17 protein-coding genes and 1 pseudogene are annotated in these 14351 nt (G+C 27.6%); 6 read left to right on the top strand and 12 right to left on the bottom strand.

Features of this window, described 5'->3' with window-relative positions; translation table 11 throughout:
* Nucleotides 1-177: 177 nt before the first annotated feature.
* Nucleotides 178-1203, bottom strand: a complete 1026-nt coding sequence (locus ACQZHJ_RS08170; RefSeq protein WP_430485056.1) for a DUF3794 domain-containing protein — start codon at nucleotides 1201-1203, stop codon at nucleotides 178-180.
* 210 nt (nucleotides 1204-1413) lie between these two features.
* Between ACQZHJ_RS08170 and ACQZHJ_RS08165 the strand changes: the two genes are divergently transcribed.
* On the top strand, nucleotides 1414-1584 hold the full coding sequence (locus tag ACQZHJ_RS08165) for a hypothetical protein (protein ID WP_430485055.1): 171 nt from the start codon (nucleotides 1414-1416) through the stop codon (nucleotides 1582-1584).
* 12 nt (nucleotides 1585-1596) lie between these two features.
* On the top strand, nucleotides 1597-1737 hold the full coding sequence (locus ACQZHJ_RS08160) for a hypothetical protein (RefSeq protein WP_430485054.1): 141 nt from the start codon (nucleotides 1597-1599) through the stop codon (nucleotides 1735-1737).
* A gap of 75 nt (nucleotides 1738-1812) precedes the next feature.
* Here ACQZHJ_RS08160 and ACQZHJ_RS08155 read toward each other — a convergent pair whose 3' ends face one another.
* The gene (locus ACQZHJ_RS08155; RefSeq protein WP_430485053.1) at nucleotides 1813-2595 is read right to left on the bottom strand and encodes a histidinol-phosphatase; all 783 of its coding nucleotides are present in this window, start codon (nucleotides 2593-2595) and stop codon (nucleotides 1813-1815) included.
* 238 nt (nucleotides 2596-2833) lie between these two features.
* Between ACQZHJ_RS08155 and ACQZHJ_RS08150 the strand changes: the two genes are divergently transcribed.
* The 3 genes from ACQZHJ_RS08150 to ACQZHJ_RS08140 all read left to right on the top strand — a co-directional run bounded on the left by ACQZHJ_RS08150 (nucleotide 2834) and on the right by ACQZHJ_RS08140 (nucleotide 5572).
* Nucleotides 2834-3454 carry a methyltransferase gene (locus tag ACQZHJ_RS08150; protein ID WP_430485052.1) on the top strand — a complete coding sequence of 207 codons (621 nt, stop codon included), beginning with the start codon at nucleotides 2834-2836 and terminating at the stop codon, nucleotides 3452-3454.
* Between the two features lie 28 nt (nucleotides 3455-3482).
* Nucleotides 3483-4937 (top strand): cation:proton antiporter, encoded by a 1455-nt coding sequence (locus tag ACQZHJ_RS08145; protein WP_430485051.1) that lies wholly within the window; start codon nucleotides 3483-3485, stop codon nucleotides 4935-4937.
* A 128-nt stretch (nucleotides 4938-5065) separates the two neighbouring features.
* Nucleotides 5066-5572 (top strand): flavin reductase, encoded by a 507-nt coding sequence (locus tag ACQZHJ_RS08140; protein ID WP_430485050.1) that lies wholly within the window; start codon nucleotides 5066-5068, stop codon nucleotides 5570-5572.
* An 82-nt stretch (nucleotides 5573-5654) separates the two neighbouring features.
* Here the strand turns inward: ACQZHJ_RS08140 and ACQZHJ_RS08135 are convergent, their stop codons facing one another.
* The 5 genes from ACQZHJ_RS08135 to ACQZHJ_RS08115 form a co-directional block, all read right to left on the bottom strand.
* Nucleotides 5655-6761, bottom strand: coding sequence for a DUF4179 domain-containing protein (locus tag ACQZHJ_RS08135; protein WP_430485048.1), 1107 nt, complete (start codon nucleotides 6759-6761; stop codon nucleotides 5655-5657).
* A gap of 2 nt (nucleotides 6762-6763) precedes the next feature.
* Nucleotides 6764-7309 carry a sigma-70 family RNA polymerase sigma factor gene (locus ACQZHJ_RS08130; RefSeq protein ID WP_430485047.1) on the bottom strand — a complete coding sequence of 182 codons (546 nt, stop codon included), beginning with the start codon at nucleotides 7307-7309 and terminating at the stop codon, nucleotides 6764-6766.
* Between the two features lie 299 nt (nucleotides 7310-7608).
* Nucleotides 7609-7740: a hypothetical protein gene (locus ACQZHJ_RS08125; protein WP_430485046.1), complete on the bottom strand. Its 132-nt coding sequence runs from the start codon at nucleotides 7738-7740 to the stop codon at nucleotides 7609-7611.
* A gap of 5 nt (nucleotides 7741-7745) precedes the next feature.
* Nucleotides 7746-8759, bottom strand: coding sequence for a hypothetical protein (locus ACQZHJ_RS08120; RefSeq protein WP_430485045.1), 1014 nt, complete (start codon nucleotides 8757-8759; stop codon nucleotides 7746-7748).
* Between the two features lie 281 nt (nucleotides 8760-9040).
* Nucleotides 9041-10294 carry a Gfo/Idh/MocA family protein gene (locus tag ACQZHJ_RS08115; RefSeq protein ID WP_430485044.1) on the bottom strand — a complete coding sequence of 418 codons (1254 nt, stop codon included), beginning with the start codon at nucleotides 10292-10294 and terminating at the stop codon, nucleotides 9041-9043.
* Nucleotides 10295-10438: 144 nt separating this feature from the next.
* On the opposite strand from ACQZHJ_RS08115, the gene ACQZHJ_RS08110 reads away from it, so the two are divergent.
* Nucleotides 10439-11314, top strand: coding sequence for a vanadium-dependent haloperoxidase (locus ACQZHJ_RS08110; RefSeq protein WP_430485043.1), 876 nt, complete (start codon nucleotides 10439-10441; stop codon nucleotides 11312-11314).
* A gap of 85 nt (nucleotides 11315-11399) precedes the next feature.
* Here ACQZHJ_RS08110 and ACQZHJ_RS08105 read toward each other — a convergent pair.
* From ACQZHJ_RS08105 to ACQZHJ_RS08085, 5 genes and pseudogenes are all read right to left on the bottom strand, one after another.
* Nucleotides 11400-11594: pseudogene (locus ACQZHJ_RS08105) on the bottom strand (cation:dicarboxylate symporter family transporter); the annotation flags it as partial.
* Between the two features lie 45 nt (nucleotides 11595-11639).
* Complete coding sequence (locus ACQZHJ_RS08100) at nucleotides 11640-12278, bottom strand: PH domain-containing protein (protein ID WP_430485042.1); 639 nt, start codon at nucleotides 12276-12278, stop codon at nucleotides 11640-11642.
* 448 nt (nucleotides 12279-12726) lie between these two features.
* Nucleotides 12727-13755, bottom strand: a complete 1029-nt coding sequence (locus ACQZHJ_RS08095; protein ID WP_430485041.1) for a GH25 family lysozyme — start codon at nucleotides 13753-13755, stop codon at nucleotides 12727-12729.
* 88 nt (nucleotides 13756-13843) lie between these two features.
* Nucleotides 13844-14095 (bottom strand): phage holin family protein, encoded by a 252-nt coding sequence (locus tag ACQZHJ_RS08090; RefSeq protein WP_430484380.1) that lies wholly within the window; start codon nucleotides 14093-14095, stop codon nucleotides 13844-13846.
* A gap of 15 nt (nucleotides 14096-14110) precedes the next feature.
* Nucleotides 14111-14344: a hemolysin XhlA family protein gene (locus tag ACQZHJ_RS08085; protein WP_430485040.1), complete on the bottom strand. Its 234-nt coding sequence runs from the start codon at nucleotides 14342-14344 to the stop codon at nucleotides 14111-14113.
* Nucleotides 14345-14351 lie beyond the last annotated feature (7 nt).

Genomic DNA, 14351 nt, shown 5'->3' with positions numbered 1-14351 from the left:
TATATGAATATACCTTTTCTTAGTTGATAAAAGAATCTATTCACTTAAAATAAAAAAATCTAATCAACTATGATTAGATTTTTTATAAATGACTTACATTAAAACCTTCTAAAAACTCATCTCTATTTTTCATTTATTAATCACTACACACTTATTTAAATTGTCAATTTTTAATCATCATATACAACTAGTCGAAATATCTATAAATATAACAGCACACCTCTTAGCCGTTCTATTATCTACCATTCTTGCACATATATCTTCTACATAAACAGTAGCATTTAACTTACACTGCTCTATTAAAGTTTGAATATCAACCCCATTAATCTCACAAGGTACTATTACAAAAGCACTATTCATACCATCAAAATGAGCTGAATGAACTGGTTGCGTTATTCTATCTGCTGTGTAAACCAGTAAATCTTTTGTCTGTAACTCTAATATAAGTTTACATCCAGATAAATTTTGTCCCTCAATAGATGTTTTTTGCTCAGTATTTATTATTCTGCTACATATCACCTCAACACTTGTACTTATGGATATTAATCCTTCCATATCAGGTTTAACATCTGGTATTACCAAATCCTGCTCTAGTATCATCTCCTTAAAATAAACAGGAGCTGTTGGTAAAGTAGTATCTATTCCTATAGGTGTTGCACATAAATTCATACAATTTTTAATATAATTAGTGTTGCATTTTGCACATAATATTGCATTTAAAAATAAAGTTGTACAAATATTAACACATCTTGTATCATAGCTTGCAACATTTACATTTTCTATATATGGAATAACTCGAACAGGGGTATATATTTTAAAATTTGATGGTAATACTATATATTTGCAAAAATAATTTTCAAAATGAGCTGAGTGTACTGATTGTTCTGTATCATTTGCAACATACATGATGACTTGTTTTATACGACCATATACAATAAGCTTATATCCTGTTAACTCCTGCCCTTCTAATGACGTTCCAACTGGAGTTTTTATAACCTTTTGATTATCTATACACACTTGAGTTTCAACTTTTAATATACGCTCTATATCAGGCTTCTGATCTGGAACACAAACCCTATAATCTACACTAAACTGTGTAAATGTAGTTGGATTTGTAGGAAATTTACTTGTTAAGCATACATACTCGATCATATTCCTCACTTTTTTATAACTATAACAAGCCACACTGCTTATACTAGCCAAATCAAACACTCCTCGCATTTACAATTTATTATTTAATTTTCTTTATACAATATTATATGTATTTTTTATACATTGTTACATAATTTTACTACATATTGTTATGATTTTTTAATATACATAAAATTACTCTAGTTCATTTTTTAGCTACTCATATGAATTTTAAAAATGGATAAGCTATTATAGAAGATTTCTAAATTAGGAGGAACTAAAATGGATAACAATAAAAATAGACTTAAAGACCACCCTAAATCTAATGCTGAAAAGAGAAAAATGTATTCAGAAGCAGGCTCTGAAATAGCCATAGAAAAAGGACAAAAAAGAGGCGCTCATTCAAGTGGTAAAAAATATACCAAAAGATCAAAACTTTCTCATAACAAATAGGAGGAGACTAATATGAATAAGAATAATGTAAATCATAAGGAAGATTTAGCATCACCAGCTGCTAATAATTACAATGAAAAGATTAAGAATAAAAATAATCAAAATACTCCATATGGAGCTAATGAACCTTCATCTAAAACAACATATAAATAATCCTAGAAATTTTACATAGCATATAATTAAAAGAGGTGAACTAAAAAATTCACCTCTTTTTAATGTTTACTTAATTTAATTAAACTCTAGACCATCTATTACTTCAAGATTGTTTTCCTTAGCAAAGTTAAGTCCCCTATCTAAATCCTGCATTTCACAAGGATTATGTGCATCAATACCAATTATTCTTTTAACATTATATTCTTTTGAAAGATTCCAAAATTCTTTTATTGGATATTGGTATCTTTCTCCCTTATTATAAGAAACTTTTGCCTTTCGCATTCCATTTATATTTATTTCAATAGGAATATTCATTTCTTCTGCTGCTTTTAATATTCTTTTTGAAGCCTCTTCAGAATGTTCATCCCAATTTCTATAAGTCATTCCAAAAAGATCTGGATGAGCTAAATATGAAAAATATCCACTTTTTATTGCTTCTACAACAAAATCTGCATAAACAATTAGCGCTTCTGGTGTTAAGTTTATCGCTCCAACATATACCCATTCTCCTTTATAAGGGAAAAAATGAACTCCTAAGGCTAAGTAGTCAACTTTATATTTTTCTTTCAACTCATCATAAAGCCAACCAAAGTCTGGAAAATACTCACACTCTATTGATTTTTTAATAGATATTTGATTTCCATACTCTTTTTTAGCCTCTTCTATTTTTTCAAAATAATCTTTTAAATCCTCATATGCCATCCTATGATAATTATCTATATTTTTTCCTGGATGAGGTAAATGGTCTGAAATCCCAACTTCATCTAATCCTGCTTTTATAGCTTCTTTAACATAATCTTCTACTGTTCCAGTTGCATGATTACATCTGTATGTATGTGTATGATAATTACTTCTCATTTAATTTCCTCCTGTGTTATTTACGTATTTCCTTTTATTATTGTATCTAATAATAAGGGTTTAACCAAGAGTAGTTTTTTATTCTCTTAATAAGTTAAATTAACTATGGTTTAATTTACCTCTTATAATTACAATTAACTTAAAAATTCTTCCTAAAAATTAGACTTGCCTTATTTAAAGTAAAATACTATACTGTTATGAGATAATTTAATAATAACTTTTACGAAAGAGGAGCAAAATGAACGAACAGTACTATGAAAAATTACTTAATATAAAAACTTCAGGAGAACAGAAAGGTTTTAATGAATCTCTTCATTACAATAGATATGAACCTACATCATATGATGTTTTAAAAAGCCTTTGCGATAACTATGAGTTTAATAAGGATGATTCTTTAATTGATTTTGGTTGTGGAAAAGGAAGGCTAAATTTCTATATCAATCATTTTTATGACACTAAAGTTACTGGCATAGAAATGAATAACTTTTTTTTTGAAGAATGTTTAAGTAATAAAAAATCTTATTTATCAAAAAATAAAAGTACAGAAGATAAAATTCAATTTTTAAATTGCTTTGCAGAAAAATATAAAGTTCAAAAGAATGATAATAAATTTTATTTTTTCAATCCATTTTCTGAACAAATATTTATTAAGGTTGTTGGAAATATTCTTGACTCTTTGCTTGAAAATGAAAGACAAGTTAATATAATACTTTATTATCCATCTGAAGATTATCTTTATTATTTAGATAATTATACTATCTTTTCTCTTAAACAAGAGATTAAGATTCCCGAAAGATATGATAAAGACCCAAGAGAAAAAATTGTTATTTATGAACTAAGTTATTTAAATTTAATATAAAAAACTAAAGAAAAGAGAGGATTATATCATGAGTACAACTATAAATTATGATTCATTGTTAATTTTATCTGTTGTAGCATTCTTCACTCCCTTTTTAGTATCAAAACTAAAGAGAGTAAAAATTCCTTATCAAGTTGGAGAAATATTTATAGGTATATTACTTGGTAAAAGCTTTTTAAATATAATAAAGCCTGATATATGGATTTTATTTTTATCAAACCTAGGATTGGCATACTTAATGTTTTTAAGTGGTCTTGCTATAGATTTTGATGAACTTAAGCTTAGCGAAGGAGAAGCACTGACAGATTCAAAACTATTTACAAGCATAAAGATGTTTTTTGTATCAATATTAACATCACTTATACTTTCTTATACATTAAGGTTTGTAGGTATTTCAGAAGGGATGTTATTCTTTGCTCTATTATTTACAGCAGCTGCACCTGGACTTCTAGTTCCAATATTAAAGGCTAAACACATAATAAATAGTAGCTATGGACAAACTCTTCTTGTATTTGGAATAATAACTCAACTAGTCAGCTTAATAGGAGTTACCTTTGTTGCTTCAATAGCTGTTAATGGAATCACATTAAAGAGCTTTACGTTCCTTATAATATTTGCAGTAGCTATAATAGTGTATTTCTTAGCAAAAATAATATTTAAAGTAAATGATTTCTCAGCAATGGCATTTAAAAACCTTCACCTTAGTGTTAGAGGCGCATTTGTTCTTGTATTAGTTTTAGTTGCTGTAGCTCAAAAGGTTGATTCAGAAATAATTTTAGGCTCATTCCTAGCTGGTATGGTATTCTCACTAATAGTTGGTAAAGCTAAAGAAGAGATTTCTCACCAGTTAGACGTAGTAGGCTATGGCTTTTTAATTCCAATATTCTTTATTATGGTTGGTGTTAATGTTGATTTAAGAGCAATAGTAGAAAATCCAGACTCAATTGCTAAGATACCATTTTTTGTTCTTATATTCTTCTTAGTAAAGTTTACTCCATCATTATTGTTAAAAAAGAAGTATGGAATGAAAAACACACTGGCAGCCTCAATGATTTTAACTGCTCAGCTTAGCTTAGTTATAGTTGGTGCTCAAATGGCTTTAGATTTAGGATATATAAATAATGCTGATTATTCTGCATTTATAGTTACAACTGTTGTAACTTGTATTATATTCCCTATATTATTTGAAAAATTCATAGTAACAGATGACCATACTACTGAAACAGTAGATGAAGATGAAAAAATAATAATACGTGAATTTGTTATTGGAAGCCATTATTATATAGGTAAACCACTTAAAGAGTGCAAAATTCCATCAGGCTGTAGAATATTCTCAATTATAAGAGATGATCATGAATTTATGCCTAATGCAAATACTGTTTTAGAAGTAAATGACTTAATCATACTTGCTGGGGTTAAACATGATGTAAATGAAACAATAGATATGCTATCAACTTGTAACTTAACATTTCCAGAAGAATAAAATACAGAGGATATGTCTTTAAATCATATCCTCTGTATTTTTTATTTATTATAAACAAAAGTTTTTTTAAACTCTTAATATTTGATATAATTTTAGAAGATACTTATACAATTGTGGAGGATAGGACTATGAATAAATTTCGTGAAATTAAAACAGAAGAGCTAAATGAAAGCCCATTTAAATTAATAGGCAAAGATTGGATGCTTGTAACTGCTGAAAAAGAAGGAAAAGTTAATACAATGACAGCCTCTTGGGGTGGTCTTGGAGTAATGTGGGGAAAGGATGTTGCTTATGTTGTTATAAGACCTCAACGTTACACTAAGGAGTTTATAGATAATTCAGATACATTCTCATTAACTTTCTTTGATGATGAATATAAAAAAGCTTTAGGTTACCTTGGTAGAGTTTCAGGAAGAGACGAGGATAAAATAACAAATTCTAATTTAACAATTGCCCACACTGAAAATACTCCTTATTTTGAAGAAGGAAAAGTTGTTATTGTTTGTAAAAAACTATATAATCAACAATTAGATCCTAATTGCTTTTTAGAAGATGGTATAGATGAGAGGTGGTACCCTGAAAAAGACTACCACGTCCTATATATATCAGAAATTAAGCAAATACTTGTAAGATAAAAATTAAGTTCTGTAAAGTACTTTGTGTAAATTATTAAGGAGCTGTATTAAGTTTTAATATAGCCCCTTAGTTTAATATTATTTACTTTTCTAAATTTATTGTAAATGGTTCTCCTATTTGCTTATAATCATTACTCATCTTACCACTTTCCTCTGGGAATGCTACTGCATATGAAGTTAGAGTTATACTCTTTGTATCTTTAGTTATATTTCTCTCTAAATTATCTTCAACAAATACTCCACCCTCATTAGAGCTTTGGCTTAAATAGAATTCTACTTTTTTTCCATTATTATCAGTTCCTTTTAGAAGCATATCATAAGTTTTTCCTTTTTCTTCTTTTGAAAGGTCTTCTTCAGAATAATAAATCTTACAACCTATTTTATTTCTAGTCATTCTATTTAATGTAATCTTATTACCGTTAGGAAGAATAAATGAATCATCTAATTTAAACTCCTCTGTTTCTATAGCTAGTTCATCTCCATTTGTTTTAAATTCAAATGTCCAAGGTCCTTTTATTTCCTTAGGAGTTGTATTTCCATCTTTATCTAATTTTTCATTTTCAAATCCTGAAAGCATAGCATCATAGAATTTTATTTTAACATCTGTATCTCCAGATAACTTTACATCTCCTAAATCATAAGTAGTAACCCCTTTTACGGTATGGTCATCTATTTTCTCAGAGCTGCCTCCTGCCCCGCTATTGATACTTTTTCCATTTATCCATATGTGGCCAAATAAACTTATATGTCCATACTCTTTAACTAACTTCACATCACTTTTAGCTATATAAGAAACTATAAGTTCATCATTATTTAAAATAACTTCATCTAACTTTACAGAGATTCCATTCTTAACCTTAACTTGATTTACCACAGTCTTATAATCGTCTAAATTTCTACCTATACCCAATGCATCTGAAATATTATAAGCCATAGTTCCTATACTATCTAAAGCATATACTCCTACATTTGTATTTAATAATGTAAATCCTAAAACAGCTACTGTTGATGCAGCTATTATACTTTTCTTTTTTAATCCATTTTTCATTTTTAATTTCCCCCTTAAAGTTTTTTTAATCCTCTTATTCTCTAACTCATTAAACTCTTCCATAGAATATTCATCTAAATTTATCTCAACATCATTTAAGATCTCATATAGCTTGTCTTCTTTATTTATCTTTTTGCTCATAATTACTTTACACCTCCAAAGATACTTCTCAATTTTCTTTTTCCTCTTGAAAGCCTATTGTATATATTATCCCTATTCATACCAGTTTCTTTACTAATATCCGCTATATCCATTTCTTCCACATAAATATTTAAGAATAGGTCTCTGTCCTTATCTTTTAAACAACTAAGCATATCTTCAATATCTTTATTAAGCTCTTTCTTAGTTATGTTTACATGACTTTTATCTTCAGTCACAACAATTTCATCATCTATGTTCCTATTTTCTAAATCCTTTAAATATTTTCTTCTATAATCTATGGTTTTGTACTTGCTTATTGCAGCAACCCAGTTTTTAAAAGAATTCTTTTCTTCATCGAAACTTTTTATATTATTCCAAATTCCTAAGAAAATATCATTTATACAATCGTCTTCATAGGATTCTAAATTATACATATGTTTTTTAACAATTGTCTTAACTAGCCAGCCATAAGTATCTATGACATATTCTAGAGCTTTTTCATTTCTTTTTCTTAATTCACTAAGAAAATTTTCTTCACTTATTTTCATTTCTTCCTTCCTTTCAATAAGCTTATTGGAATTTTATCGGCCTACATTTATTAATTCGTATAACTTTTGGTTAAATCTATCAAAAATCTAATAATTTTATTAATTTCATATAAAACTTTATTATTTTACTAAATATATAATAAAAGTTATGTTTAATATAAGTAGTAAATTTTATTATATTTATATAGAGGTTTAAACCCTATCTCTATAATAAACTATGTTGATATAAACATAGTTTAAAGCATAAAAATAAACAGCAATAATTTTTTTATTATTGCTGTTTATTTAAAGTGATACTTTTATTTATTATTATTTACTTTTTCTAAATAATCCTTTTGATTAACTATATTTTTTTCAAACTTTTCTACTGCACCTTTAGTATAGTTTCCTAATATCACCTTATTGGGTACTTTTGAAATATTATTATTCATTATCATCACTCCCTAGAACAACCTTTACTTGGAAGTATAACATCCTCGTAACAAGTTTTAATTAATTCGTTATTAGGAGTAGTATTCTCAGATAAAAATGCTATTATACTCTCGTTTGGTTCTCTCCATTCATCTTTAGTGTTATAAAATATAACATCTTCTAACTCTTTAAACTCACCTATAAATGGAATTAAGCACCAGAATTCATCTCTTATACAATTAAACATTTTTATATTTGTAGTTTCTTTATTTTGGTCAAAATTTAGTATAAGTCTTGTTAAGTCATCTATTATGCATGATATTTTTACTAAAACTTTTTTTGTGCACTTTATTAGATTGACAAAATTCTTATCTATATATTGATAGGCATCAGAACTTAAAATACAAGCTCTATCTATGTCTTCCATTGCTTCTAAAACTTCATTTGCAAAAGCTTTACTCAATGGTCTAGCTGCATCAGAAAATAATTGAATCGCTTTATTAACACTATTATTTAACTCCTCCTCTACCTTAGCCCTATTACATATGCTTCTATAATGTTCTATTTCTCTATTTGCAAAATCAAAAATCTCTCTTTTCCAAAGCTCGTAGTTAGGATCATTAGAATTCATAATTTCATAGTTTTCTATATAATTTGTTATACCATTATAATCTAAAGCACCTGAGGATAAATAACAAAATTTATCTGTCAATATACAATTAGCTTCGTTTGCAGAATTTAAAATAGTCCCAACCTTTCCCTCATCAATAAGAGAATTTATGATTTTAATATCATTTACTGCATTCTTTTGATTTCTGTATCTATAATCAAATGGAAGTATAATCAATTTAGGACAATCAGCATTTTTTAAATCATTCCATAAATCATCACTTAAGAAAAAGTCTCTAGTTGCTAATATAATAAATTCAGGATTACATCTTAATATGGATCTTAAACTATCTTCTAAGTTCTGATTTAAAGTCTTTATACCTAAAGCTGCAACCATACTATTACTTAAATTATTAACTCTGCTTCGCATAAATGTTTATCAAGCTAAATGTTAAGCTTGATAAGCGCCTCCTTTCGCAATATTCAATATCACTTCAAATATTTTCACATAATTTTTACTGAATAAAATTATTATTAAGTCAAATAAAAAATTATTATCCTATACTATTTATATTAGCTTTTTTTTGATTATTTGTGATTTATTGTATGTTAATTCCCCATATTTTTTTATTTTAATTTATATATCCTCCCAAATTTATAACTCAACATAAAAAGGCTAACTTCTTTCAAAGTTAGCCTTTTTATGTTTTATTACATATTATACTTCCAAAATTCATTTATATTTACTACTCTACTATTTACTCTTGATTCTTCTGCAGCAAAAGCCATGATATGACTTTCTATACTTCTTAAAGCAGATGTTCTGGAATTAAAATCATTTTCTCTTATCGCTTTTAGAAAGTCTTTCATTAAGCCAGTATCTCCTCCTAAATGACCTCCCTGAACCTCTTTAGGTTTTATAATTTCACTATTATCTCTTCCAAACCTCTTTATTTCAATTATATTCTCTATATCATTTCCTCCAACTTCTCCATGAGTAAACATAAGCTTTATTGTTCTATGAATATCTTTAGTAAAAGCTGAAAGATTGAATGTAGCTGTAACCTCATTATCAAAATCTAAAATTGTTACCATGTGATCTACAACATTATTATCACATTTATACACACACCTTCCATATGGTCCATTTTTCAAAGCCCACATTAAGTTCTCAGGAGTTGGATTTGGATGTACAACTGATTTAAAAACCGGTTTTTCTCCTAAATATAATCTTTTAGCTGAATATGGGCATTCCTCTTCAACTTTACACTCTAAGCATCTTTCACTCATATTATCTCTTTCAAAAAAACTTTCCTTAAAATGAGTTAAATGTCCAAAAGAAGCTATTTTTGTACATTTAGCTCCTGTTAGCCACAATAATATATCCATATCATGACAACTCTTAGCTAATATAAGTGGTGATGTTTCATCTGAATTTCTCCAGTTGCCTCTAGTAAAACTGTGAGCAAAATGCCAGTACCCTATATTTTCATTATGCTGAATATTTATAAGCTTTCCAAGTTCACCTGAATCTATTATTTCTTTTAACCTCTCAAAAAATGGAGTATATCTAAGTACATGACAAATCATAAAGACTCTTTCATTATATTTTTTTGCTAATTCTCCAAGCTTTATTACTTCATATAAATTATTGGACATAGGCTTTTCTAAAAGAATATGATAACCTTTTTCTAAGGCTATTTTTGTTGGTTCAAAATGTGCTTCATCATTATTAGCAATTATTATTGCATCTGCTAATTTATCTCTCTTCATCATTTCTTCCCAAGAATAAAAAACATTTTCATCTTTAATATTATGCTCTTTTACAAACTGAACTCTTCTTTCTTCATTCGGTTCAGCAATTGCAATAATTTCAACTTCATCTCTATTTTTAAGAGCATATGAAGAGTATGCATATCTTCCTCTAGCCCCTGCACCTATTACTGCTATGCTTATTTTTTTCATATATATATTCCCCCAATTATACTTTTCTTAGGTTATTATTCTCTAAAATCATCATAATTCCTTTAAAATCTTACTATTACATTTGTAGCAAAACAAAATTTTAATAATATAATGATTTTGTATAAAGTTTTTAGGAGAGTTAGGATGATAAATAAATATAATTTTAATGGGTTGAATTCTTCTTGTAAAAAGGAATTTTCAAAAGCTACTACACAATGTTGCTTTGACAATCGTCCAGTTGAAAATAACTGGTGGAAACTCCCTTATGGATATTCTGAATTTACTACATTAGGTGAAACACCTTCTTGTGCAGGATGGCCATTGACTTATTTTGATAGAAATCTTGATGGCTCATTTAAATATAAAAATGGTGAAAAAGTTGCCTTTAATATGCTTCCACCTGATTTTTTATATGATTTTGAAGGTAAAGAGTTAGACAAAGTTAAAGAAGTTGCTAAAAATTTAACTGAAGAACAAAAATTTCTTGCAACATATTGGGGGAAAGGTGTTCCTCAAAATCAATTTTTCCCATTATTTTTAAATCTCATAAATGCATATGGAATAGAAGTAGTTCCAGCGTCCAGAATGTTTTCTGTATTATCTAGTGCAATAAGTGATTCTATGATTATATGCTGGTACTATAAATATAAATTCCAAATTCCAAGACCAGTTCAATATGATCCTGATTTTATACCTTATTTAACCACACCTAAGCACCCAACATATCCAGCTGGTCATTCAGTATTTGCTGGCTGCTTTGAAGGTATAGCATCGTACTATTTCCCAAGTGAAAAAGAAAAAATACATTCCTTATGTGAGGAATGTAGCATTTCAAGAATATATGGGGGAGTACACTTTATGCCTGATTTAGATAATGGATTTGCTTTAGGATTAGACATAGCCAATAAAATAATTAATATAATAAAAAATGATAGTGATTTAAATTCATGTAACGTAAATTGGATTACAAATAAATCTTTAGATGCTGATATAGATCCTAAACCAGATACCGAGTATTAATATATACTATTAGATATAAATTTAAGTTTTTAATTTGATAATTCTGAACCTATAATAAAAAGCGTACCAAAAGGTACGCTTTTTATTATAAACTCTTTTTCTTTGCTATTCCTGTAAGCATCAAGGCTATAGCTCCATCTCCTGTAACGTTACATGCTGTTCCAAAACTATCTTGAAGAGCAAAAATAGTAAGCATTAATGCAGTCCCTGCATCATCAAATGCCAATACACTTATTATTAACCCTAAAGATGCCATGACAGTTCCTCCTGGAACTCGTGGTGTCTTTAAATTATTACAAAAGGCTAGGATTTATTCTCCTAGTCTTTATCTCTTCCAGCGATGTCCACAATTTAAGCACTTAATATAACCTTTTTTACTACTTAACCCGCCTAATATTGCTCCATTATCGCCACCTATAAAAACTCCAGTCAAAGCTCTACCTATACTTAGTTTTTTATTTTGATAAGTTAACGCAGTACTTTTGCACTTAGGACAGTATGGTATTTTATCTCTTTTTAATTGAGCTATTCTCTCTTTTTGATATTTCTTTTCAGCCTGTCTTTTAGATAACTCTTTAGGTTTATTATTTATTTGTATATTTAATAAATCTAAGAATTTATCTAAATATAAATTTTCTACATTGCTAAATTCTATATTAGCATTATTCATTTTTAATACTAATTTACTAAGTAATGATCCTTTTTGAACATCAATTTCATTTATTTCATCAATAAAAAAACTCTTTATTTCCAATTCTTTATTTAGTTTTTTTCTAACTAAAATTAATCTCATATTTGTTACCGAAACAACCCATGTTCTATTAAATGTAAAAGCTGATATAAACAATAAGCATTCTTCTTGCTCTTTTAATATTTCTTTAATTTTTATTATTTCAACTTTATCTGATTCTAGTGAATATTTACCAAGTTTATTTTTATTGTTTAAATTATCAAGAAATCCCATATTAAACACCTCTTCGAATTATTCATTAACATTATATAACATTATTGTTAATTAATAAAGTTCATGCTTTATATGAATATTCTTTAGAATTTTGAATATATTAATAACTGGGTATACTTAAATTAAAGCGGTGATAAAGATGTTTAAAATCACTTACTCTTTTATACTTATTTAAACTAAAAAAGAGAGGTAAGTATATAAATACATATACTTACCTCTCTTCTAAATTACATAATAGCTAAAAGTTTTAATAAATTTCTAATATTAAGAATATTTATTTTTTCTATTGAATATAATATTAATGCCTAAGGTTGTTAACACTATAAAAAAGAAAGTTGAACTTTTATATATTCAACTTTCTTTTTGTTGATAAAAAGGGATATAAATTCTTATATCATCTAATATATTAAACTTATTTTCAAAAAAATCAAGTAATACATAGAAAAAATTAAATTTTATTTACAAATTCAGCATTAACAAATCCTACTTTTCCATTTTTAGTTGTTATTCTATACCAACCGATAAAATCAGAATCAACCCAATCAATTCTAAAAATATCACCTGCGTTTATTTTATCTACTATTCTTGAATTTAATGATCCTTCTTCTCTAACATTTAAGAAAGTACTAACATTGTGAGTAGTAGCCATTTGAAGCTTTTTAACATAATCCTCTTTAACATATCCACTTACACCATTGTAAGTTATATAATACCATCCTAAATAATCATCATTGACATATTCAATTTTAAAGTTTTCACCAGCTGGTATAGCACCAACTATTTTGGAATTAGTAGTACCCTCTTCTCTTATATTAAGTTCTGTATCTACATTCTTAGTAGTAGCATTATCTAAATTAAAGCTACTTGAATCAATAAATATATCTTCTGTGAATTCATTCATATCACATCCACCATTTACACCAGCTACATCTCCATCCTCTGCATATTGGAATCCAATCCATGAATCCCATATGTTGTTGGCTCCTGGAGTGTTTACTCCATAATGAGCTATCCAAACTGGATAATTGGATAATCTACTATCTAAATTATTATTTGCAAAGCTTGTATAAGTATATACAACTACTTCTTTTCCGGTAAGTCTTTTAACTTCTTCCAAGAAATCTATACACATAGTAGTTAATTCTTTTGCTCCTACACCTTCTGTAGTTTCTATATCTAAAGCTAATTTACAATCGTAGTTAGTTGCTCCTATTTCATCTAAATAATTAATAAAGAATCTAGCTTGATCTTTAGAATCTTTATTTGCTCTAAAAAAGTGATAGAATCCTACGCTTAATCCTTGCTCCTTAGCACCATTATAGTTTTGTTTAGCGTATTTATCTTTATAATAATTTCCCTCTGTAGCCTTAATATAAACTACTTCTACACCATCATTTTTAACTGAAGAAAAATCAATATCTACTTTCCAGTTAGATACATCAATTCCTTTTAAATTACTACTATTTCTACTTTGCATTATTAATTCCTTCTTTCTTTTAAATTTCTATAATTAAAGGCAATAAAAAAGGTTATCTCTAACCCCTTCTATTGCCTTATATAAGCTTTTATTTATTTACTGTTTGTTTTACTAATTGGTTAGTTGCAATAGCTCCAAATGCACATATAACGCCTTGTAGTATGCTAGTTGGATTTATACCCATTATAGCTATACTAAATCCTACTCCTAAAACAAGAAGTATCCAAGGTATACTCCAATCTAAAACCTTAGGTGTTTTCTTTAAAAACATTCCTATAACATAAAGAGCAGCTACAAGTATAAGTAGTTGCTCTGGTACAAATTTTATTAAGTTTTCCATTTTACTTCATCCTTTCTATTTAAAAATATGGTTTTGAATTGCATAAAAAAAGAAGCCTACTATAGCTCCACCAAATACTGTTGTAAAAATCTTTAATACTGTTATTAAAGTATCTATACTTTTTATTAGGTTGTTTATTTGAACCTCTTTCTTAGCATCATTTCTTTCTAGTGCATCAATTCTGCTATCATGTTCATCTAATTTATTTTCTGCTTTTTCCATTCTATGTTCTACTAATTCTTCATTCATATCGCTG

It is taken from the genome of Clostridium sp. B9, assembly GCF_050509515.1.
Classification (GTDB): domain Bacteria; phylum Bacillota; class Clostridia; order Clostridiales; family Clostridiaceae; genus Sarcina.
Note: the sequence above shows the minus strand (reverse complement) of the source record. Positions and strands in the feature narration are given on the sequence as shown.

Excerpts from the sequence above, each read along its gene's own strand:
- ACQZHJ_RS08165 (WP_430485055.1), top strand. The coding sequence starts at position 1,414 with ATGGATAACAATAAAAATAGACTTAAAGACCACCCTAAATCTAATGCT.
- ACQZHJ_RS08160 (WP_430485054.1), top strand. The coding sequence starts at position 1,597 with ATGAATAAGAATAATGTAAATCATAAGGAAGATTTAGCATCACCAGCT.
- ACQZHJ_RS08155 (WP_430485053.1), bottom strand. The coding sequence starts at position 2,595 with ATGAGAAGTAATTATCATACACATACATACAGATGTAATCATGCAACT.
- ACQZHJ_RS08150 (WP_430485052.1), top strand. The coding sequence starts at position 2,834 with ATGAACGAACAGTACTATGAAAAATTACTTAATATAAAAACTTCAGGA.
- ACQZHJ_RS08145 (WP_430485051.1), top strand. The coding sequence starts at position 3,483 with ATGAGTACAACTATAAATTATGATTCATTGTTAATTTTATCTGTTGTA.
- ACQZHJ_RS08140 (WP_430485050.1), top strand. The coding sequence starts at position 5,066 with ATGAATAAATTTCGTGAAATTAAAACAGAAGAGCTAAATGAAAGCCCA.
- ACQZHJ_RS08135 (WP_430485048.1), bottom strand. The coding sequence starts at position 6,761 with ATGAGCAAAAAGATAAATAAAGAAGACAAGCTATATGAGATCTTAAAT.
- ACQZHJ_RS08130 (WP_430485047.1), bottom strand. The coding sequence starts at position 7,309 with ATGAAAATAAGTGAAGAAAATTTTCTTAGTGAATTAAGAAAAAGAAAT.
- ACQZHJ_RS08125 (WP_430485046.1), bottom strand. The coding sequence starts at position 7,740 with ATGAATAATAATATTTCAAAAGTACCCAATAAGGTGATATTAGGAAAC.
- ACQZHJ_RS08120 (WP_430485045.1), bottom strand. The coding sequence starts at position 8,759 with ATGCGAAGCAGAGTTAATAATTTAAGTAATAGTATGGTTGCAGCTTTA.
- ACQZHJ_RS08115 (WP_430485044.1), bottom strand. The coding sequence starts at position 10,294 with ATGAAAAAAATAAGCATAGCAGTAATAGGTGCAGGGGCTAGAGGAAGA.
- ACQZHJ_RS08110 (WP_430485043.1), top strand. The coding sequence starts at position 10,439 with ATGATAAATAAATATAATTTTAATGGGTTGAATTCTTCTTGTAAAAAG.
- ACQZHJ_RS08100 (WP_430485042.1), bottom strand. The coding sequence starts at position 12,278 with ATGGGATTTCTTGATAATTTAAACAATAAAAATAAACTTGGTAAATAT.
- ACQZHJ_RS08095 (WP_430485041.1), bottom strand. The coding sequence starts at position 13,755 with ATGCAAAGTAGAAATAGTAGTAATTTAAAAGGAATTGATGTATCTAAC.
- ACQZHJ_RS08090 (WP_430484380.1), bottom strand. The coding sequence starts at position 14,095 with ATGGAAAACTTAATAAAATTTGTACCAGAGCAACTACTTATACTTGTA.
- ACQZHJ_RS08085 (WP_430485040.1), bottom strand. The coding sequence starts at position 14,344 with ATGAATGAAGAATTAGTAGAACATAGAATGGAAAAAGCAGAAAATAAA.